Origin of the sequence: Streptomyces xanthophaeus (assembly GCF_030440515.1) — a bacterium.
GTDB lineage: Bacteria > Actinomycetota > Actinomycetes > Streptomycetales > Streptomycetaceae > Streptomyces > Streptomyces kutzneri.
In genome coordinates, this window is record NZ_CP076543.1 from 2556401 (window position 1) to 2574125 (window position 17725).

General features: G+C 71.9%; 20 protein-coding genes. 5 read left to right on the top strand and 15 right to left on the bottom strand.

Features of this window, described 5'->3' with window-relative positions:
* Nucleotides 1–49: 49 nt before the first annotated feature.
* Complete coding sequence (locus KO717_RS10745; RefSeq protein ID WP_301366266.1) at nucleotides 50–1030, top strand: CAP domain-containing protein; 981 nt, start codon at nucleotides 50–52, stop codon at nucleotides 1028–1030.
* 3 nt (nucleotides 1031–1033) lie between these two features.
* On the opposite strand, the gene KO717_RS10750 is transcribed toward KO717_RS10745, so the two are convergent.
* On the bottom strand, nucleotides 1034–1645 hold the full coding sequence (locus KO717_RS10750; protein WP_301366267.1) for a flavodoxin family protein: 612 nt from the start codon (nucleotides 1643–1645) through the stop codon (nucleotides 1034–1036).
* 126 nt (nucleotides 1646–1771) lie between these two features.
* Between KO717_RS10750 and KO717_RS10755 the strand changes: the two genes are divergently transcribed.
* Nucleotides 1772–2176, top strand: a complete 405-nt coding sequence (locus KO717_RS10755; RefSeq protein ID WP_301366268.1) for a winged helix-turn-helix transcriptional regulator — start codon at nucleotides 1772–1774, stop codon at nucleotides 2174–2176.
* Here KO717_RS10755 and mutM read toward each other — a convergent pair.
* The 9 genes from mutM to KO717_RS10800 form a co-directional block, all read right to left on the bottom strand.
* A complete protein-coding gene (mutM, locus tag KO717_RS10760; RefSeq protein ID WP_301366269.1) occupies nucleotides 2149–3018 on the bottom strand; it encodes a bifunctional DNA-formamidopyrimidine glycosylase/DNA-(apurinic or apyrimidinic site) lyase in 870 nt (289 codons plus the stop codon). The genes KO717_RS10755 and mutM overlap by 28 nt on opposite strands.
* Before the next feature lie 116 nt (nucleotides 3019–3134).
* Complete coding sequence (gene rnc, locus KO717_RS10765; RefSeq protein ID WP_301366270.1) at nucleotides 3135–3983, bottom strand: ribonuclease III; 849 nt, start codon at nucleotides 3981–3983, stop codon at nucleotides 3135–3137.
* 19 nt (nucleotides 3984–4002) lie between these two features.
* Nucleotides 4003–4176, bottom strand: a complete 174-nt coding sequence (gene rpmF, locus KO717_RS10770; protein ID WP_003965982.1) for a 50S ribosomal protein L32 — start codon at nucleotides 4174–4176, stop codon at nucleotides 4003–4005.
* Nucleotides 4177–4178: 2 nt separating this feature from the next.
* Nucleotides 4179–4847 (bottom strand): YceD family protein, encoded by a 669-nt coding sequence (locus KO717_RS10775; RefSeq protein ID WP_301366277.1) that lies wholly within the window; start codon nucleotides 4845–4847, stop codon nucleotides 4179–4181.
* A gap of 110 nt (nucleotides 4848–4957) precedes the next feature.
* The gene (locus tag KO717_RS10780) at nucleotides 4958–6016 is read right to left on the bottom strand and encodes a cell division initiation protein (protein WP_301366278.1); all 1059 of its coding nucleotides are present in this window, start codon (nucleotides 6014–6016) and stop codon (nucleotides 4958–4960) included.
* A 103-nt stretch (nucleotides 6017–6119) separates the two neighbouring features.
* The gene (coaD, locus tag KO717_RS10785) at nucleotides 6120–6599 is read right to left on the bottom strand and encodes a pantetheine-phosphate adenylyltransferase (protein ID WP_301374460.1); all 480 of its coding nucleotides are present in this window, start codon (nucleotides 6597–6599) and stop codon (nucleotides 6120–6122) included.
* A gap of 14 nt (nucleotides 6600–6613) precedes the next feature.
* On the bottom strand, nucleotides 6614–7192 hold the full coding sequence (rsmD, locus tag KO717_RS10790) for a 16S rRNA (guanine(966)-N(2))-methyltransferase RsmD (protein ID WP_301366279.1): 579 nt from the start codon (nucleotides 7190–7192) through the stop codon (nucleotides 6614–6616).
* Between the two features lie 72 nt (nucleotides 7193–7264).
* Nucleotides 7265–9457: an ATP-dependent DNA helicase RecG gene (gene recG, locus KO717_RS10795; protein WP_301366280.1), complete on the bottom strand. Its 2193-nt coding sequence runs from the start codon at nucleotides 9455–9457 to the stop codon at nucleotides 7265–7267.
* A gap of 26 nt (nucleotides 9458–9483) precedes the next feature.
* Nucleotides 9484–11196 (bottom strand): DAK2 domain-containing protein, encoded by a 1713-nt coding sequence (locus tag KO717_RS10800; RefSeq protein ID WP_437184491.1) that lies wholly within the window; start codon nucleotides 11194–11196, stop codon nucleotides 9484–9486.
* 207 nt (nucleotides 11197–11403) lie between these two features.
* Here KO717_RS10800 and rpmB point away from each other — a divergent pair, with 207 nt between their 5' ends.
* On the top strand, nucleotides 11404–11589 hold the full coding sequence (gene rpmB, locus KO717_RS10805; RefSeq protein WP_007266795.1) for a 50S ribosomal protein L28: 186 nt from the start codon (nucleotides 11404–11406) through the stop codon (nucleotides 11587–11589).
* Between the two features lie 121 nt (nucleotides 11590–11710).
* Here rpmB and thiD read toward each other — a convergent pair whose 3' ends face one another.
* Nucleotides 11711–12511, bottom strand: a complete 801-nt coding sequence (gene thiD, locus KO717_RS10810; RefSeq protein ID WP_301366282.1) for a bifunctional hydroxymethylpyrimidine kinase/phosphomethylpyrimidine kinase — start codon at nucleotides 12509–12511, stop codon at nucleotides 11711–11713.
* On the bottom strand, nucleotides 12508–13491 hold the full coding sequence (locus KO717_RS10815; RefSeq protein ID WP_301366283.1) for a thiamine-phosphate kinase: 984 nt from the start codon (nucleotides 13489–13491) through the stop codon (nucleotides 12508–12510). The genes thiD and KO717_RS10815 overlap by 4 nt, the downstream gene beginning before the upstream one ends.
* A gap of 245 nt (nucleotides 13492–13736) precedes the next feature.
* On the opposite strand from KO717_RS10815, the gene KO717_RS10820 reads away from it, so the two are divergent.
* Together KO717_RS10820 and KO717_RS10825 are read left to right on the top strand one after the other, a co-directional pair.
* Nucleotides 13737–13970 carry an Lrp/AsnC family transcriptional regulator gene (locus KO717_RS10820; protein WP_030011290.1) on the top strand — a complete coding sequence of 78 codons (234 nt, stop codon included), beginning with the start codon at nucleotides 13737–13739 and terminating at the stop codon, nucleotides 13968–13970.
* Nucleotides 13971–13993: 23 nt separating this feature from the next.
* Nucleotides 13994–14503: a DUF3515 domain-containing protein gene (locus tag KO717_RS10825; RefSeq protein WP_301366284.1), complete on the top strand. Its 510-nt coding sequence runs from the start codon at nucleotides 13994–13996 to the stop codon at nucleotides 14501–14503.
* Between the two features lie 100 nt (nucleotides 14504–14603).
* On the opposite strand, the gene KO717_RS10830 is transcribed toward KO717_RS10825, so the two are convergent.
* The 3 genes from KO717_RS10830 to KO717_RS10840 are packed head-to-tail and all read right to left on the bottom strand — an operon-like array spanning nucleotide 14604 to nucleotide 17560.
* Nucleotides 14604–15761, bottom strand: a complete 1158-nt coding sequence (locus KO717_RS10830; RefSeq protein ID WP_301366285.1) for a D-alanine--D-alanine ligase family protein — start codon at nucleotides 15759–15761, stop codon at nucleotides 14604–14606.
* A 39-nt stretch (nucleotides 15762–15800) separates the two neighbouring features.
* Nucleotides 15801–16811, bottom strand: a complete 1011-nt coding sequence (locus KO717_RS10835) for an NAD(P)H-dependent glycerol-3-phosphate dehydrogenase (RefSeq protein ID WP_301366286.1) — start codon at nucleotides 16809–16811, stop codon at nucleotides 15801–15803.
* Nucleotides 16808–17560 carry a lysophospholipid acyltransferase family protein gene (locus KO717_RS10840; RefSeq protein WP_301366287.1) on the bottom strand — a complete coding sequence of 251 codons (753 nt, stop codon included), beginning with the start codon at nucleotides 17558–17560 and terminating at the stop codon, nucleotides 16808–16810. The genes KO717_RS10835 and KO717_RS10840 overlap by 4 nt, the downstream gene beginning before the upstream one ends.
* Between the last annotated feature and the right edge of the window lie 165 nt (nucleotides 17561–17725).

Below are 17725 nucleotides of genomic sequence, written 5' to 3' on the forward strand. Positions count from 1 at the left end.
TTTGGGTGGGTAAGGGATGATCTTCACCCGGCAAGGAAGGCACGCTCCGATGGGCCGTCACCGACTCCCCGCCCCGCCGCACAGCGGCGGCAAGCGCGGCACCGCCCTGCGCACCGGCCTGCTGGGCGTCTCCGTGGCCGTCGCCCTCGGCACCGCGGCCGTCACCACCGGCATGGTGCCGGTCGGCGGTTCCTTCCCCTATGTGGGTGTCAGCGGTACGGACGCCCCCACCACGGAGGCCAAGGCCAAGGCCCCGACCGGCTCCGATACGGTGCTGCCGCAGCAGAACGGCCTCGTGAACCTCTCCGGCCGCGCCTCCGCCGGCACGGGGTCGGGCAGTGCGTCCCCGAAGCCGTCGGCCCCGGCCTCCCCGTCGGCGTCCGCCTCCCCGGCGCCCTCGCCGAGCGGCTCTCCGAGCGCCTCGCCCTCGCCGTCCGCCTCGCCGAGCGCCTCCCCCTCCCCGTCGGCCCCGTCCGCCACGCCGGCCCCGTCCACCAAGGCCCCGTCGGCCAAGGCCCCGTCCCCCAAGGCCCCGCGCACGAGTCCGGCCGCGCCGGTCGCGCCGACCGCCCCGGCACCGGCCACGAGCCAGGCTCCGGCCCCGGCACCCTCGAAGTCGACCACCGCCGAGCCCCGCCCGCCTCTGGACGGCCACTCCGCGGAGGAGTCCGCCGTCGTCGAGCTCGTGAACCAGGAGCGCGCGCTGGCCGGCTGCGGCCCGGTCCGGGCCAATCCGCCGCTCGCGGCGCTGGCCGGGGCCTTCAGCCTGGACATGGCCACCCGCGGCTTCTTCAGCCACGAGGACCCCGAGGGCAACAGCCCCTGGGACCGTGCCACCAAGGCCGGCATCTCCGGCCTCGGCGGCGAGAACATAGCCCGCGGCCAGGGTGACGCCGAGGCCGTGATGAAGGCGTGGATGAACAGCCCGGACCACAAGGCGAACATCCTCAACTGCGAGTTCCGCACCCTGGGCGTCGGCGTCCAGGTCTCCGCCGGCGGCCCCTGGTGGACCCAGGACTTCGGCTTCTAGGACTCAGACCGCGGCGGCGGCCAGGGCCGCGCGGCCCGCGAGGACGATGCGGGTCTGCTCGGTGACGCGGCGGCCCAGGTGCTCGGCGGTCGCGATGTCGGCCTTGTGGACCGCGTCCGCGCCCTCGTCGGAGTTGGTCTGGGCGGCGGCTCCGGAGAAGAAGCCGAGGCGGTTCAGGTCGTTCTCGGAGGCCGTGCTGGAGTTCCAGCCCGGCTTCAGGCCCAGGTTGACCCAGCTCATGCCGTGCTGCGCGGCCAGGATCTGGAAGAACTGCAGGGTGTGCAGCTTGTCGCCGCTCTTGGACGCGGAGTTCGTGAAGCCGGCCGCCACCTTGTCCTGCCAGACGTCGCCGAACCAGCGCTTCGAGGAGGCCTCGGCGAAGACGTGGAAGGCGCCGGAGGCGGTGCCCATGTACGTCGGGGAGCCGAAGACGATCGCGTCGGAGGCGTCGAGGAGCTCCCACTGGGCGTCGTCGATCTCGTCGACCTTGATCAGGTGAACGGTCGCCCCGGCTTCCACGGCGCCGCTGCGGACCGCCTCGGCGACGACGGCGGTGTGGCCGTAGCCGGAGTGGTAGGCGATCGAGACGACGGGGGTGTGCGTGATTGCGGACAAGGCTGATCTCTCCCTCGGGAAAACTCTCGTCGCGGCACAGGTCGTGGTGCGACGAGAGAAAGAGAATCACTAACTTTTAGAAAGCGCAACCCCCGGGTTAGCGCTGCGGGCGAGTACGCTTGGGGTATGGAGACCCCTGCCTGTACCGAAGCCGCAGAGACGGCACAACCGTTCGATGTCTTCGCGCGCGCCTGCCCGTCCCGGGAAACCCTTGAACACGTCACCGGCCGCTGGGGCAGCCTCACCGTCGGCGCCCTGCGCGAAGGCCCGTGCCGTTTCAACGAGCTGCGCCGCCGGGTGGAGGGCGTCAGCGAGAAGATGCTCTCCCAGACCCTGCACGCGCTGGAGCGCGACGGCATAGTCAACCGCGAGGCGCAGCCCACCAACCCGCCGCGCGTCGACTACGAGCTGACCCCGCTCGGCGTCGAGGTCGCGGACCGGCTGCTCGCACTCATCCACTGCCTGGAGGGGAACATGACGGCGGTGCTGGGCGCCCGGCAGTCCTACGACGCCACGCGCGGCGGCCTCTGACAGCGCGGGCAGAAGTAGCTCGACCGGTTCATCCACGGCCGACGCCGTATCGGCGTGCCGCAGCGCCGGCAGGGTTCGTCCTCGCGCCCGTAGGCGTCGAGCGAACGGTCGAAGTAGCCCGACTCCCCGTTCACGTTGACGTACAGGCTGTCGAAGCTGGTGCCTCCGACCGCGAGGGCGGCGTTCATGACGTCCCGGGCATGGCCGAGGAGTTCCGCGCTCCGGGGGCGCGTGAGGCCCGCGGTGGGGCGCTCGTAGTGCAGCCTGGCGCGCCACAGCGCCTCGTCCGCGTAGATGTTGCCGACCCCGCTGATCAGGGACTGGTCCAGCAGCGCCCGCTTGACGGTGGTCCGCTTGGCGCGCAGCGCGAGATGGTAGGCACCCTCGTCGAACAGCGGGTCCAGGGGGTCGCGCGCGATGTGCGCGATCACGTCGGGCAGCCCGTCGGTGCTGCCGGCGGCGACCTCGTGCAGCGACAGGCCGCCGAAGGTCCGCTGGTCCACGAAGCGCAGCTCCGTCCCGGCGTCATCGTCGAAGCGCACCCGGATCCGCAGGTGCTTCTCGTCGGGGGCGTCCTGCGGCTGCACCAGCAGCTGCCCGCTCATCCCGAGGTGTCCGAGCACGGACAGGTCCCGGCCCTCCAGCGGCAGCCACAGGTACTTCCCGCGCCGCTGCGCCGCCCCGATGGTCTCCCCCCGCAGCCGCGCCGCGAAGTCGGCCCCGCCGCCCGGATGGCGCCGGACGGCCCGCGGATGCAGGACCTCGACGGCCTCGACGGTCCGCCCCGACACCCAGCGCTCCAGCCCCCGCCGCACGACTTCGACTTCGGGCAACTCGGGCACGGGGAACCTCCGGTGGGAGTGGATCTGACGCTCCCGGCGAGCGTACCGGCCACCCGGAAACGACAGCCGCCCGCCCCTGCGAGGCAGGAGCGGGCGGTCACGTCCCGAAGGAAGGGTCAGGCGTCCGGCGCCGACTCGGCGGGAGTCGGCACCCCGCCGTTCTCGGTCCCGGCCGAAGCCGGAACCTCGGCCGGACCGGCGGTTGCGGCAGCTGCCGCGGCCGCCGTCCGCTCGTCCGCGGCGGCACGGATCCCGCGCCATGCGGACTCTGCGGCCTGCTGTTCCGCTTCCTTCTTGCTGCGGCCGGTGCCGGTGCCGTACGAGACACCACCGACGCGAGCGGCAGCAGTGAAGGTCTTCTCGTGGTCCGGACCGGTCTCGGAGACCAGGTACTCGGGCACGCCAAGGCCTTCGGCCGCCGTGAGTTCCTGGAGACTGGTCTTCCAGTCCAGGCCGGCCCCGAGGTTCGAGGACTTCTCGATGAGCGGGTCGAAGAGCCGGTGAACCAGCTCCGAGGCCGCGTCGAGGCCCTGATCGAGGTAAACCGCGCCGATCACCGCTTCAAGGGTGTCGGCGAGGATGGAGGCCTTGTCCCGGCCTCCCGTGCCCTCTTCGCCCCGGCCGAGCCGGATGAAGGAGCCGAGTTCGAGGCCGCGTCCGACCTCCGCCAGTGCGCGCGAGTTGACCACCGCGGCCCGAAGCTTGGCCAGCTGGCCTTCGGGGAGATCCGGGTGGGTCGTGTACAGCGTGTCCGTGACCACCAGGCCCAGCACGGAGTCCCCGAGGAACTCCAGGCGTTCGTTGGTGGGCAGACCGCCGTTCTCGTACGCGTACGAGCGGTGGGTCAGCGCACGCACCAGAAGGGCGGACTCGAGTTGGTACCCGAGCCGCCCTTCCAGAAGCGTGTGGGACGAGGCCGCGTTGTTACTGTCTGCCTGCTTCTCAGCGTTGGACAGCTCAGACATTGCGCCTCTCACCAGCCGCTCAGACCTCGAGGACCTGGCGCTTGTTGTAGGTGCCGCAGCTCGGGCACGCAATGTGCTGGAGCTTCGGCTCCTGGCAACGCTCGCACGAAACCAGGGTGGGGACCGCAGCCTTCCACTGCGACCGGCGGTGGCGCGTGTTGCTGCGCGACATCTTCCGCTTCGGAACAGCCACGGCTACTTCTCCTGCTTCTCGGCGGCGCCCTGAACTCCGTCAGAGGCAGTGCCGCTCATGTTGTCCTTCTCGCCGTCCTGATCGGTCACGACGAGTCCTTGCAATGCCGCCCAACGGATGTCGACGGCGTCATGGTGGTGGTCCGGGTCGTCGTTCAGGCTGAGCCCGCAATCGGGGCACAGTCCGAGACAGTCCTCCCGGCACACCGGCTGCATGGGCAGTGCGAGCACCACCACATCCCGCAGCACGGGTTCGAGGTCGAACAAACCGTCCTCGAGGAAGAGCGTGTCCTCGTCGTCCTCGGCGTCGTCGGCCGGTTCCGCCTTGGAGCGGCTCCGGTCGTCGGCGTCAGGGTACGAGAACATCTCCTGGAAGTCCGCCTTGAGCTCGCGCTCGACGGACTCCAGACACCTTACGCACTCCCCTACGGCCGACGCACGGGCGGTGCCTGTGACAAGCACCCCTTCCATGACCGACTCCAGGCGGAGGCTGAGCTTCACCGGGGCGCCTTCCGGCACTCCGATGACGCCGACGAGACCGAAGTCCGCCGGTGCCGCGATCTCACGGGACAGCCGCTGCATGGCACCAGGACGCCGGCCCAGCTCGTGCGTGTCGAACACGAGGGGGTTGCGGTGGTCGAGGCGGGTATTCAGGGCCGTTCCTGCTTTCACAGATCGCTGAAGATCAAAGATTCCGCCGCACTAGGGCAGCATGGATCGCGGTGCATACGCGCGACCGAACAGCCAGGATACCCGCAGCGGCGCCCAGCGCCCAATCCGGTCTAGCGCCCCTGTTCGTACTGACGCAGCTGGTCCAGGTTGATCATGCTCGTGTCGAAGAGGCTGGTCTCGTCGAGCGAAGGCTGCTGGGCCTGCGGCTGGTACGCGGCGTAGGGGTCGGGCTGCTGCGCGTCGTAGTGCGCCGCGTAGCCCGCTCCGGTGGAACCGCCCGCGGTGGAGTACGGGTCCGGCTGCTGGTAGCCGCCGTACGGGTCCTGGTAGGCGTACGCGTCCTGCTGCTGGGCGGCGGGCCGGGCCGGCTGCTGGTAGCCGTACGTGTCGTACACGGGCTCCGCCTGCGCCGGGATCGGTGCCTGCGCCTGCAGCGGCTCCGGCTCCGCCAGTCCCGCCAGGAAGTCCGAGTCGCTCGCCGAGCGGGACTGCTGTCCGCCCACCGCGTCCTGGGCGGCCATGTGCACACCCAGGTCGTCCGTGGGGACCCGGCCCAGGAGCTTCTGCCGGCCGCGGCCCACGGCCTCCAGGGTCTTGGAGAGCACCGCCTCGAAGGTCGCCAGCTTGGTGTCGACGTAGGCGTCCGCCTGCTGCCGCTGCGTCTCGGGGTCGTGGCTGCGCTCGGGTGCGTCCATGTCCGGGTAGCCGTGCTCGTCCAGACCCGGGCCGCGGCCCAGGAGCTTCTCCCGGCCGCGGTCCACCGAGCCGATGGTCTTGGTCAGCACGACCTCGAAGTTCGCGAGCTTGCTGTCGACGTAGTCGTCGGCCTCGGCCCGGATCTCCTCGGCCTCCCGGCGGGCCTCTTCCAGGATCCGGTCCGCCTCGGCCTGGGAGCGCCGCGCGATCTCGGTGTCGGAGATCAGCGAACCGCGCTGGTTGTGGGCCGCGTCGATGATCCGCTCCGCCTCCCGGCGGGCCTCCTCGACCATCTGCTCCCGGCCGCCGATGAGCTCCTGAGCCTGCGCGAGCGAGCCGGGCAGTGCCTGGCGCACCTCTTCGAGCTGCTCCAGCAGCTCGGCGCGGTTGATCACGCAGGAGGCCGACATGGGCATGGACCGGGCGCCGCCGACGGCCGCGACGATCTCGTCGAGCTTCTTCTGCACGTCCATGGGGGCTCGCACTCTCTCGGCCTCAGGCGGTTCCTGAGACGGACGGGACGACTGTAAGGCCACCGGGCCGACCCCCGACACCGCCTGACGCCCTGTCAGTCGGTCAGCGGTTGCGCAGCCGCTCCAGGAGCGCCGCGTGGACGTGCGCCGGCAGCAGGTGGGCGACGTCGCCGCCCCAGGCCGCGACCTCCTTGACCAGCGAGGAGGACAGGAAGCTGTAGGTGGGGTTGGTCGGGACGAACAGCGTCTCGACGCCCGACAGGCCCATGTTCATCTGGGCCATCTGGAGCTCGTAGTCGAAGTCGCTGACCGCGCGCAGGCCCTTGACGATGGCCGGGATGTCCCGCTGCTTGCAGAAGTCGACGAGCAGTCCGTGGAAGGCCTCGACCTGGATGTTGCCGTAGTCGGCCGTGGCCTCGCGGATCAGCTCGATCCGCTCCTCGACGGTGAACAGGCCCTGCTTCGACTGGTTGATCATCACGGCGACGTGCACGACGTCGTAGAGCCTGGAGGCGCGTCCGATGATGTCGAGGTGTCCGTTGGTGATGGGATCGAAGGACCCCGGACAGACGGCGCGGCGCAACTGAACTCCCTCGTTCATGAGTCTTCGCTGGTGAAAGCGGCGCGGCCGTACCAAAGGGTGCCCTCGCCGTACTTGCGCGACCGGAGCGGCTCGAAGCCCTCGGGCCACGGGAAGGCGCCGCTCCTGGTGCTGCGCTCCACGGTGACGAGCGCATCGTCCGTGATCCAGCCATTGGACCGGAGTGTGAGGAGGATCTCCCGCAGTTCCGCGCTGTCCACGGCGTACGGCGGATCCAGGAAGACGATGTCGTACGGGTCCCCCGCGGCCCTGGCCGCCACGATCTGCTCGGCCTTGCCCGCGCGGAACTCCGCGCCGGGCAGGCCCAGCGTCCGGATGTTGTCCCGGATCGCCTTGGCGGCCTTGGCGTCGGCCTCGACGAGCAGGGTGTGGGCGGCGCCGCGGGAGAGCGATTCCAGGCCGACGGCACCGGAGCCGCCGTACAGGTCGAGCACCCGGGCCCCTCCGACGCCGTGCAGCGACTCCCAGGTCGAGAAGAGGCCTTCGCGCATCCGGTCCGAGGTCGGACGGGTGCCGGTGCCGGGGGGCACGGCCAGCCGTCGCCCGCCGGCGCTGCCGGCGATCACGCGGGTCATCTGGGGTCCTTCGGTACGGCGGTAGGGGACGCCCCGGCGCTGCCGCGGCACTCCAACGATAGGTCGTGCCGCTCAGCCCTTCTCCAGGTACTGCTCGCGCTCGGTGTCGAGGAGCGCGTCCAGCGCGGTCCGCAGGCCCGGCAGGTGGTCCAGCGCCGGGTCCTCGGCGACGACGCGGGTGGCCTCCTCCCGGGCCTGGGCGATGACCTCCTCGTCCTCGATGACGGCGAGCATGCGCAGCGAGGAGCGCACTCCGGACTGGGCCTGGCCGAGCACATCGCCCTCGCGGCGCTGTTCCAGGTCGATCCGGGAGAGTTCGAAGCCGTCGAGGGTGGCGGCGACGGCGGCCAGCCGGGCCCGGGCGGGGCTGGCCTCGTGCATCTCGCTCACCAGCAGGCACAGACCGGGGGCGGAGCCCCGGCCGACGCGGCCGCGCAGCTGGTGGAGCTGGGAGACGCCGAACCGGTCCGCGTCCATGATCACCATGACGGTGGAGTTGGGGACGTTCACCCCGACCTCGATGACGGTGGTGGCGACGAGCACCTTGACCTCGCCGGCGGCGAACCGGCGCATGACGTCGTCCTTGTCGGCCGGGTCCATCCGGCCGTGCAGCACCTCGACGGCCAGCCCGGCCAGCGGTCCGCGCGTGAGCTGCTCGGCGATCTCCACGACCGCGAGCGGCGGCCGCTTGTCGCCGTCGTCCTCGGCGGACGTCTTCCTGGGTTCGTCCTCCCCGTCGCCGATGCGGGGGCAGACCACGTACGCCTGGTGCCCCTTCTCGACCTCCTCGCGGACCCGTTCCCAGGCCCGCGCGAGGAAGTGCGGCTTGTCCTTCGAGGGCACCACGTGCGTCGCGATCGGGGAGCGCCCGGCGGGCAGCTGGTCGAGGACGGAGGTCTCCAGGTCGCCGAAGACGGTCATGGCGACCGTGCGCGGGATCGGGGTCGCCGTCATCACCAGCAGGTGCGGGGGCTGCTTCCCCTTGGACCGCAGCGCGTCGCGCTGCTCCACCCCGAAGCGGTGCTGTTCGTCGACGACGACCAGCCCGAGGTCGTGGAACTGCACCTTGTCCTCGATCAGCGCGTGCGTGCCGATCACGATCCCGGCCTCGCCGGTGACCAGGTCGAGCAGGGCCTGGCGGCGCGCGGGCATCCCCATGGAGCCGGTGAGCAGCACCACCTTGGTGCCCCGGTCGGAGCCGCCGAGCATGCCTCCCTCGGCCAGTTCGCCCATCATCTCGGTGATGGAGCGGTGGTGCTGCTGGGCGAGCACCTCGGTGGGCGCGAGCATGGCCGCCTGCCCGCCGCTGTCCACGACGGCGAGCATCGCCCGCAGCGCCACCATCGTCTTGCCCGATCCGACCTCTCCCTGGAGGAGGCGGTGCATGGGGTGTTCGGTGGCCAGGTCGTCGAAGATCTCCTTCGAGACGGTCTGCTGGCCCTGGGTGAGGGTGAAGGGCAGTTTCGCGTCGAAGGAGTCGAGCAGGCCGCCGGGGACCGGGCGGCGCGGGACGGCCGGGAGCTGGGAGTCGGCGTGCCGGCGGCGGGCCAGGGCGACCTGGAGGACGAAGGCCTCGTCCCACTTGAGGCGCTGGCGGGCGTCCTCGATGTCGGCCTTGGTGCCCGGGCGGTGGATCTTCAGCAGTGCTTCGGTGAGCGGGACCAGTCCGCGGCCCTCGCGCAGGGCGGGCGGCAGCGGGTCCACGGCGTCCTGGGCGCTGGGCAGCACCGCGTCCACGCACTTGGCGATCTTCCAGGACTCCAGCTTGGCGCAGGCCGGGTAGATCGGGATGAGCTGACCGGCGAAGGCGGCCGCGGCGTCCCGGTCGGAGGCGTCGCCTCCGAGCGGCTCGTAGGCCGGGTGCGCGAGCTGGAGCTTGTGGTTGAACTTGGAGACCTTGCCGGCGAACATCGCGCGGCTGCCGGGCAGCAGGTCCTTGTGCGGCTTGTGGACGCCGGCGCCGAAGAAGACCAGCTGGAGGCGGCCGCTGCCGTCGGTGATGGTCACCTCCAGGCGCTTGCCGCGGCCCCCGTTGAAGGTCAGGATCCGGGCGTCGGCGACCTGCGCGACGACGGTCACGTGCTCGTCGATCTGGTCGGCGAGCTCGGCCAGGGAGGTCAGCTCACCGCGCTCGGCGTACCGCCGCGGGTAGTGGTGGAGCAGGTCCAGGGCCGTGTGCAGGCCGAGCTGCTCGGCCAGCACCTTGGCGGTGGCGGGACCGAGCGTCTTCTTGAGGTCTTCGTCGAGCGCGGGCACGTGTTCCATTGCACACCATGGCGCTGACAAGCCCGCTATTCCACCCCGACCAGGAGCGGCGCCGAGTACCGGCCGCCCCGGTAGGTGACGGTGTCCACGGCGAGGTGGCCCTGCTGGACGTAGGCCTCCAGGCGCTCGGCGACGGCGTCCGGTACGTCGGGTCCCAGGACCAGGGTGACGAGTTCGCCGCCGGAGCCCAGCATCCGGTCCAGGACGGCCTCGGCGGTCTCGGCCAGGCCCGAGCCGATCACCGCGACGTCCCCGTCGATGAGGCCGAGCACGTCGCCGGCCTGGCAGATGCCGGCCGAGGTGAAGGACTGCCGTTCGGCGACGGCCAGTTCCCCGTACCGGGTGGCGCCGGCCGCCGCCGTCATGGCGACCACGTCCTCGTCGAAGCTGCCCTCGGGGTCGTGCACGGCGAGGGCGGCCAGGCCCTGGACCGCGGAGCGGGTGGGGATCACGGCCACCCGCACGCCCTCGGCGCGGGCCTGCTCGGCCGCCGCGGCCGCGACGGCGCGCAGTTCGGCGCCGCCCGGCAGCAGCACCACCTCGCGGGCGTGCGCGCGGCGGACGGCGTCGAGCAGTTCGGCCACGGCCGGCGGCTCCCCGGGGCGTACGAGCACGGTGGTCGCTCCCGCCTCGCCGCACAGCCCGGCCAGTCCCTCGCCGGGGACGACGGCGACCACGGCCCGCTGGGCGCGCTCGCCCCGCGCCCGGCGGCGCTCGTCCCCGAAGTGGGTGATCCGTATCCGGTAGGGCCGTCCGGCCACGACTCCGGCCTCCACGGCCGCGCCGGGGTCGTCGACGTGGACGTGGACGTTCCACAGTCCGTCGCCGCCGACCACGACCAGTGAGTCCCCGAGTCCGTCCAGACGTTCGCGCAGCTCGCCGACGGCCGCCTCGGAGGCCTCCAGCAGGTAGATCACCTCGTACGCGGGCCCGTCCTCCTCCTGCGCGCAGGGGTCCGGCGACTGGGGGACGGGCACCGCGCGGCCGCGTACGGGTTCGGCGGCCGCCTCCTGGCCGGACAGTGCCTGCCAGAGGGCGCCGAAGACGACGACCAGCCCGCAGCCCCCGGCGTCGACCACTCCGGCCCGGCCCAGCGCGGCGAGCTGCCCGGGGGTCTCGGCCAGGGCGGCCCGGGCCCCGTCGTACGCGGCCCGGGCCACCTCGGCCGCGGTCCCGGCGGCGGCTCCGGCCGCCTCGCCGGCCCGGGCGGCGGCGCCGGCGACGGTGAGCATGGTGCCCTCCACCGGGTGCGCGACGGCCGCGTACGCCTCCTCCGCGGCCCGGGTGAGCGCGCGGGCCAGCAGCCCGCCGGGGCTCTGTCCGGCCTGCTGCCGGCGCTCGGCCGGTTCGGCCGGCTCGTCGCCGAGTACGTCGGCCACTCCGCGCAGCAGCTGCGCCAGGATCGTCCCGGAGTTCCCGCGGGCCCCGACCAGGGCTCCGTGCGCCCAGGCCCGTACGGCCTCGGCCAGGGAGGTCCGCCCTGTGCCGTCGGTCACCTCGGGGAAGACCTCGGCGAGGCCGCGGTCGGCCGATTCGGCGGTGAGGTAGAGGTTGGTGCCGGTGTCCGCGTCGGCGACCGGGTAGACGTTGATCGCGTCGATGTCCTCGCGGGCCCGGCCCAGTGCGGCCAGGGCCAGGGAGCTCCAGGTGCGCACCGCTTCGGCGTCGAGCTCGTCAGGGTGCTGCGGCTGCGACTCGTGCGGCACCGGGCGTTCCTCCTTGTGCGGGCCAGGGTTCACCGCAGGGTAACGAAGGACCGCCCGGGCGTCGGGACCGCGGGGCGGGGGCAGCGGCGGCCATGGTAGTTTTCTTGGACGGACGCAGTCGTTGTATGCTGCTCCGGTTGCCCGGCGAGAGTCGGGCCATTCCCCCGGCAAACCACTTCAGACCTCTGAATCCGGTGCGCCGGTTTCACTGTAATTGCATCTGAAGTCTTGGAGTGACCTGTGGCTGCCAACTGCGACGTTTGCGCCAAGGGGCCGAGCTTCGGCAACAACATCTCCCACTCGCACCGCCGCACCTCGCGTCGCTGGAACCCGAACATCCAGCGCGTCCGTGCCGTGGTCAATGGGACGCCGAAGCGCCTCAACGCCTGCACCTCGTGCATCAAGGCCGGCAAGGTCTCGCGCTGACGCCTCCCGTCGTAGCGCAGCCCTTTCCGGTTGCCAAAAAGGCCGGTTCACCTCTGGTGAACCGGCCTTTTGCCTTGTCCGGGGGCCCGGCCGGAGGGCCGGCCGGGCTGTCGCAGCGGGTTCAGCGCCACTGCCAGGCGTGATCCACCGGGCCGATGCCCCCGCCGAGCGCGAAGCCGGCGGCGATGGCGCCCGTGACGTACTCCTTGGCGGCCGTGACGGCCTCCGGGACGGTCAGTCCCCTGGCCAGGCCCGCCGCGATCGCGCTGGCGAGGGTGCAGCCGGTGCCGTGGGTGTGCCGGTTGTCGTGACGCGGGGCACGCAGCCACCGCTCCTCGGTGCCGTCGGTGAGCAGGTCCACCGCCTCGTCGCCGTGCGCCGCGAGGTGTCCGCCCTTGATCAGCGCCCACCGCGGCCCGTGGCCGAGGACCGCGTCGGCGGCCCGCCGCATGTCGTCCTCGGTCTCCACCACCACACCCGTGAGCTGGGCCACCTCGTCCAGGTTCGGGGTGGCCACCGTGGCCCGCGGCAGCAGCTCCTTGCGCACGGCGTCCAGCGCGGAGGCGGCGAGCAGCGCGTCCCCGTGCTTGGAGACCCCGACGGGGTCGACGACGGCCGGGGCCCGGGTGTCCGCCAGGAGCGCGGCCACCGTCTCCACCAGGGCGGCGGAGGAGAGCATCCCGGTCTTCACCGCCTGGACCCCGATGTCGTCCACGACGGCCCGGTACTGGGCCGTGACGGCCTCGGCGGGCAGTTCCCAGACTCCCCGTACCCCGAGCGAGTTCTGCGCCGTCACGGCGGTCACCACGCTCATGCCGTGGACCCCGAGCGCCAGCATGGTCTTGAGGTCGGCCTGGATGCCCGCGCCGCCGCCGGAGTCGGATCCGGCGACGGTCAGGCACAGCGGCGGGGCGGAGCTCACGGCGCGCCGTCCTGGTCGGCCGGGTCGGCCCCGAAGTGGTCCCAGCCGCCGGTGCTGGTCCAGGGCGCGCCGTCGACGGTCACCTGGGGCAGAGCGGAGCGGTTGAGCACCTCGCCGATCACCTTCCAGCGGGCGGGGAGCTTCACGTCGGGCGGAAAGGTCGCCACGATCGCGTGGTCCTCTCCCCCGGTGAGCACCCACTGCAGCGGGTCCACGCCGACGGCCTGCCCGATGTCGTGCATCTGGGTCGGGATGTCGACGGCGGCCGAGCGCAGGTCGATCCGTACCTTGCTGGCGTCGGCGATGTGCCCGAGGTCGGCGATCAGGCCGTCGCTGACGTCGGTCATGGCGGTGGCGCCGAGTCCGGCGGCGGCGGGGCCCGCGTGGTACGGCGGCTCGGGGCGCCGGTGCGCCTCGACGAAGGCCCGCGGGGAGCGGAAGCCGCGCGAGAGCACGGCGAAGCCGGCCGCGGACCAGCCGAGCCAGCCGGTGACGGCGACGACGTCGCCGGGCTGGGCGCCGGAGCGCAGGACGGGCTCGTGGTTGCGCAGGTCGCCGAGGGCGGTGATGGCGACGGTGATGACGTCCCCGCGGACGACGTCCCCGCCGACCACGGCCGCGCCGGCGACCTGGCACTCGTCGCGGATCCCGTCCATCAGCTCGGTGGGCCAGGTGACCGGCAGTTCGGCGGGGACGACGAGGCCGAGCAGCAGCGCGGTCGGCACCGCGCCCATGGCGGCGATGTCGGCGAGGTTCTGCGCGGCGGCCTTGCGGCCGACGTCGTAGGCCGTGGACCAGTCGCGCCGGAAGTGCCGGCCCTCCAGCAGGATGTCGGTGCTCGCCACGACCCGCCGGTCGGGGGCGGACACCACCGCGGCGTCGTCGCCCGGCCCGAGCCGGACCGCCGGGGTGGTGGTGAGCCGTGAGGTGAGCTCCCTGATCAGCCCGAACTCCCCCAGCTCGCCGACAGTGCCCTTCATCGCTGTGCCCCTTCTTGCCCAGTCCGCTTGCGGTCGCGAGCCGTCTCAGCTCTGGGTACCGTCAACAGATACGTCAACTTCTGCTCTCCGTACGCCCCGCTGTGCGTGGCGCCGGGCCCGCGGGTCTCCCCGCGGCGCACGGCGACGCGGTACCGTGGCGTCCCTTCTTCCCCCGGCCCGTTCAATCGTGTGGGGCCCACCCGAAGGTTAGGGGAAATGATCCTCGTGGCCGCCCTGGAGGTTCCGTGGTACAGGCGTACATCCTTATCCAGACCGAAGTGGGCAAGGCGTCGTTCGTCGCCGAGTCCATCGGCCAGATCCCGGGGGTGATCCAGGCCGAAGACGTGACGGGCCCGTACGACGTGATCGTGCGCGCCCAGGCCGACACCGTGGACGACCTCGGCCGCATGGTCGTGGCCAAGGTCCAGCAGGTGGAGGGGATCACCCGCACCTTGACCTGCCCGGTGGTCCATCTGTAGCCCCCGTCTACTCTTGGCCGGTGATGTCCCTCCACCACCGGCCCCTGCGTGTCCGCGCCCTGTCCGCCCTGCCCGCCTCGATGGCCGTCCTGGCCGCCGCGGCGTGCTCCCCGGGCGGATCCGAAGCCCGGGTGGACCCACCGCCCACGCCGCCCGCTGCCGTCGCGGGACTCTGTGCGGCACTGCACAAGGAGCTCCCGGAGACGGTGGCCGGCCTGGCGCGGACCAGAACCGAACCGGAGTCCGATCTGACGGCCGCGTGGGGCGGCTCGGCGATCGTACTGCGGTGCGGTATCCCCAAGCCCCCCAAGATGCTCGATCCGAAGCAGGAGGGCGTCCATGTGAACGGAGTGGCCTGGCTGCTGGAAAAGCTCGACGAGGGTTCCGGCGGGGGGTTCCGGTTCACCACCGGGCTGCGGCTGGCCTACACCGAGGTCCGGGTCGACAAGGAGCATGCCACGGACGCGGGGATGCTGGTCGGCCTGTCCACGGCCATCACCGCGACCGTGCCCGAGGGCATCGCCTCCTACTGAGCACCGCGCTCCGCGTACCGCGCACGGGGTACCGAGCACACCGCCGCCCGCCGACCGCCTTCGAAGGCGGTCGGCGGGCGGTCGGCTTTTCGGACGACTGTCAGCGCAGGCCGGTGGAGCGGCGCAGGGCCGCCTGGATCAGGCTGTCCACCAGCTCCGGGTACTCGATGCCCGTCTTCTGCCACATCAGCGGGTACATGGAGATCGGCGTGAAGCCCGGCATCGTGTTGATCTCGTTGATGACGAAGGTGCCGTCCTCGGTGAGGAAGAAGTCGGCGCGCACGAGGCCCTCGCAGGACGCGGCCTCGAAGGCCTCGATCGCGAGCCGCTGCACCTCGGCGGTCTGCTCCGGGGTGAGCGGGGCGGGCACGATCCCGGAGGCGGAGTCGATGTACTTCGCCTCGAAGTCGTAGAAGTCGTGGCTGGACACCGGCGGGATCTCGGCGGGGACGCTCGCGCGCGGCCCGTCCTCGAACTCCAGGACCCCGCACTCGATCTCGCGGCCGCGCAGCAGCGCCTCCACGATGATCTTCGGGTCGTGGCGCCGGGCCTCCTTGACCGCGGCGTCCAGGCCGGATGCGTCGTCGACCTTGGTGATGCCGATGGAGGAGCCGGCCCGGGCGGGCTTGATGAACAGCGGCCAGCCGTGCTCGGCGGCGAAGTCCAGGATCCTGCCCGTGGCCGCGTCCCGGTCGGCCTCCCACTCGCGGGGGCGGATGGTCACGTACGGGCCGACGCGCAGCCCGAAGGACGTGAACACCCGCTTCATGTAGTCCTTGTCCTGGCCGACGGCCGAGGCGAGGACGCCGGAGCCGACGTACGGGATGCCGGAGAGCTCCAGGAGGCCCTGGAGGGTGCCGTCCTCGCCGTACGGGCCGTGCAGGACGGGGAAGACGACGTCGACCTCGCCCAGGGCCTTGGGGACGGCGCCGGGTTCGGTGTAGACGACCTGGCGGCTGGCGGGGTCGACCGAGAGCACGACGGCGCCGTCCTCGGAGTCGGCGAGCTCCTCGACACTCGGGAGCTTGCGGTCGGCGATGGCCATCCGCTCGGGCTCGTCGGCGGTCAGCGCCCATCGGCCGTCCGTGGTGATGCCGATGGGCAGCACCTCGTACTTGGAGCGGTCGATGGAGCGCAGCACGGCGCCCGCCGTGACGACCGAGATGGCGTGTTCCGAGCTGCGGCCGCCGAACACGACGGCCACGCGGGGCTTGCGGCCCTGCTGCTCAGGGGTCTGGGGGAGGTTCTCGCTGCTCATATCGCCACGAGAGTACCCGCTCAGACGTGCGGAATGGAGTCAGCGACGTTCCGGTTTGGCGCTGCGGCCCATCAGGTCCTTGAGCGCGACCAGGGTCGGCTTGCCGTGGTGGACGATGTCCACCACCGTGTCGGTGATGGGCATGTCCACTCCGTGGCGGCGGGCCAGATCCGCCACGGACTGGCAGGACTTGACTCCCTCGGCGGTCTGCTTGGTGACCGCGATGGTCTCCTCCAGGGTCATCCCGCGGCCGAGGTTGGTGCCGAAGGTGTGGTTCCGGGAGAGCGGCGAGGAGCAGGTGGCGACCAGGTCGCCGAGGCCCGCGAGGCCGGAGAAGGTGAGCGGGTCGGCGCCCATCGCCACACCGAGGCGGGTCGCTTCGGCGAGTCCTCGGGTGATGAGCGAGCCCTTGGTGTTGTCGCCCAGGCCCATGCCGTCCGCGATGCCGACGGCGAGGCCGATGACGTTCTTGACGGCGCCGCCGAGCTCGCAGCCGGTGACGTCGGTGCTGGTGTACGGGCGGAAGTACGGGGTGTGGCAGGCGGCCTGGAGGCGCTGGGCCACGCTCTCGTCCACGCAGGCGACGACCGAGGCGGCGGGCTGGCGGGCGGCGATCTCCGCGGCCAGGTTGGGGCCGGTGACCACGGCGATGCGCTCGGCGGGGACCTTGGCCACCTCCTCGATGACCTCGCTCATCCGCTTGGCGGTGCCGAGTTCGATGCCCTTCATCAGGGAGACGAGCACGGTCTCGGGGGCCAGCAGGGGCGCCCACGCGGCGAGGTTCTCCCGCAGGGTCTGGGACGGGACGGCGAGGACGGTGAAGTCCGCGCCGGCCGCGGCCTCGGCCGGGTCGGTGGTGGCCCGGAGGTTCGCGGGGAGTTCGACGCCGGGGAAGTAGTCCGGGTTGGTCCGGCCGGTGTTGATGGCGTCGACCACCTCCTGGCGGCGGCCCCACAGCGTCACCTCGCAGCCGGCGTCGGCGAGGACGATGGCGAAGGCCGTGCCCCAGGAGCCTGTTCCGAAGACGGTCGCCTTCACGGGACGTGTCACTTGTTGCCCTCCCCTGCGGCCTTGCGCCGCTGTTCCGCCCTGGCGTTGCGATGGTCGTACGGCTGCTCGGGCGCGGTCTCGCCGCGCACCTCCTCCAGCAGCGCGGTGATGGCCGCCATGATGACCTCGGTGACCTCCCGGAGGACCTCCGGGGTGGGTTCCCGGTCGTAGAAGCCGGAGAGGTCCACCGGCGGTCCGGCGAGCACCTGGAGGGTCTTGCGCGGGAAGAGCCGGACCTTGTTCTCCCTGGCGTAGGGCGGCATCGCGAGGTTCGCGCCCCACTGGGCCACGGGGATGACGGGCGCCCTGGTGATCAGCGCCACGCGGGCGGCGCCGGTCTTGCCGGCCATGGGCCACATGTCGGGGTCGCGGGTGAGGGTGCCCTCCGGGTAAAAGGCCACGCATTCGCCCCGCTCGATGGCGTCCACGGCGGCCCGGAATGCGTCCAGGGCGTTGGTGGACTCCCGGTAGACGGGGATCTGTCCGCTGCCGTGCAGGATCGACCCGACAATAGGGACCTTGAAGAGGGCGGCCTTGGCGAGCAATCGGGGCACCCGGCCGGTGTTGTACTGGAAGTGCGCGTAGGAGAGCGGGTCCAGATACGAGTTGTGATTGACGGCGGTGATAAAGCCGCCCTCGGCCGGAATGTGCTCCATTCCCCGCCAGTCCCGCTTGAAGAGCACTACCAGCGGCGGTTTTGCGATGACCGCCGCCAGGCGGTACCAGAAGCCGATTCTGCGGCGGGACACTCGGACACCTTCCTCTAGGACCGGTGCGCGGCTTGGGCACCTCGTCGGCCGGACAAGTGTCACCCCACGCCCGGTCTCTGTCGAGAACACCGTACGCCCCGCTCACCCCGCCGGACTCCCGGGTTGCCCGGGCGGAGGCGACAATGGGCCGACACATGACCCGGC

What these genes read in the sequence shown, in the direction of transcription:
- KO717_RS10745 (WP_301366266.1), top strand. Translation starts at nt 50, where the DNA reads ATGGGCCGTCACCGACTCCCCGCCCCGCCGCACAGCGGCGGCAAGCGC.
- KO717_RS10755 (WP_301366268.1), top strand. Translation starts at nt 1,772, where the DNA reads ATGGAGACCCCTGCCTGTACCGAAGCCGCAGAGACGGCACAACCGTTC.
- rnc (WP_301366270.1), bottom strand. Translation starts at nt 3,983, where the DNA reads ATGTCTGAGCTGTCCAACGCTGAGAAGCAGGCAGACAGTAACAACGCG.
- KO717_RS10780 (WP_301366278.1), bottom strand. Translation starts at nt 6,016, where the DNA reads ATGGACGTGCAGAAGAAGCTCGACGAGATCGTCGCGGCCGTCGGCGGC.
- rsmD (WP_301366279.1), bottom strand. Translation starts at nt 7,192, where the DNA reads ATGACCCGCGTGATCGCCGGCAGCGCCGGCGGGCGACGGCTGGCCGTG.
- recG (WP_301366280.1), bottom strand. Translation starts at nt 9,457, where the DNA reads ATGGAACACGTGCCCGCGCTCGACGAAGACCTCAAGAAGACGCTCGGT.
- KO717_RS10815 (WP_301366283.1), bottom strand. Translation starts at nt 13,491, where the DNA reads ATGAAGGGCACTGTCGGCGAGCTGGGGGAGTTCGGGCTGATCAGGGAG.
- KO717_RS10825 (WP_301366284.1), top strand. Translation starts at nt 13,994, where the DNA reads ATGTCCCTCCACCACCGGCCCCTGCGTGTCCGCGCCCTGTCCGCCCTG.
- KO717_RS10830 (WP_301366285.1), bottom strand. Translation starts at nt 15,761, where the DNA reads ATGAGCAGCGAGAACCTCCCCCAGACCCCTGAGCAGCAGGGCCGCAAG.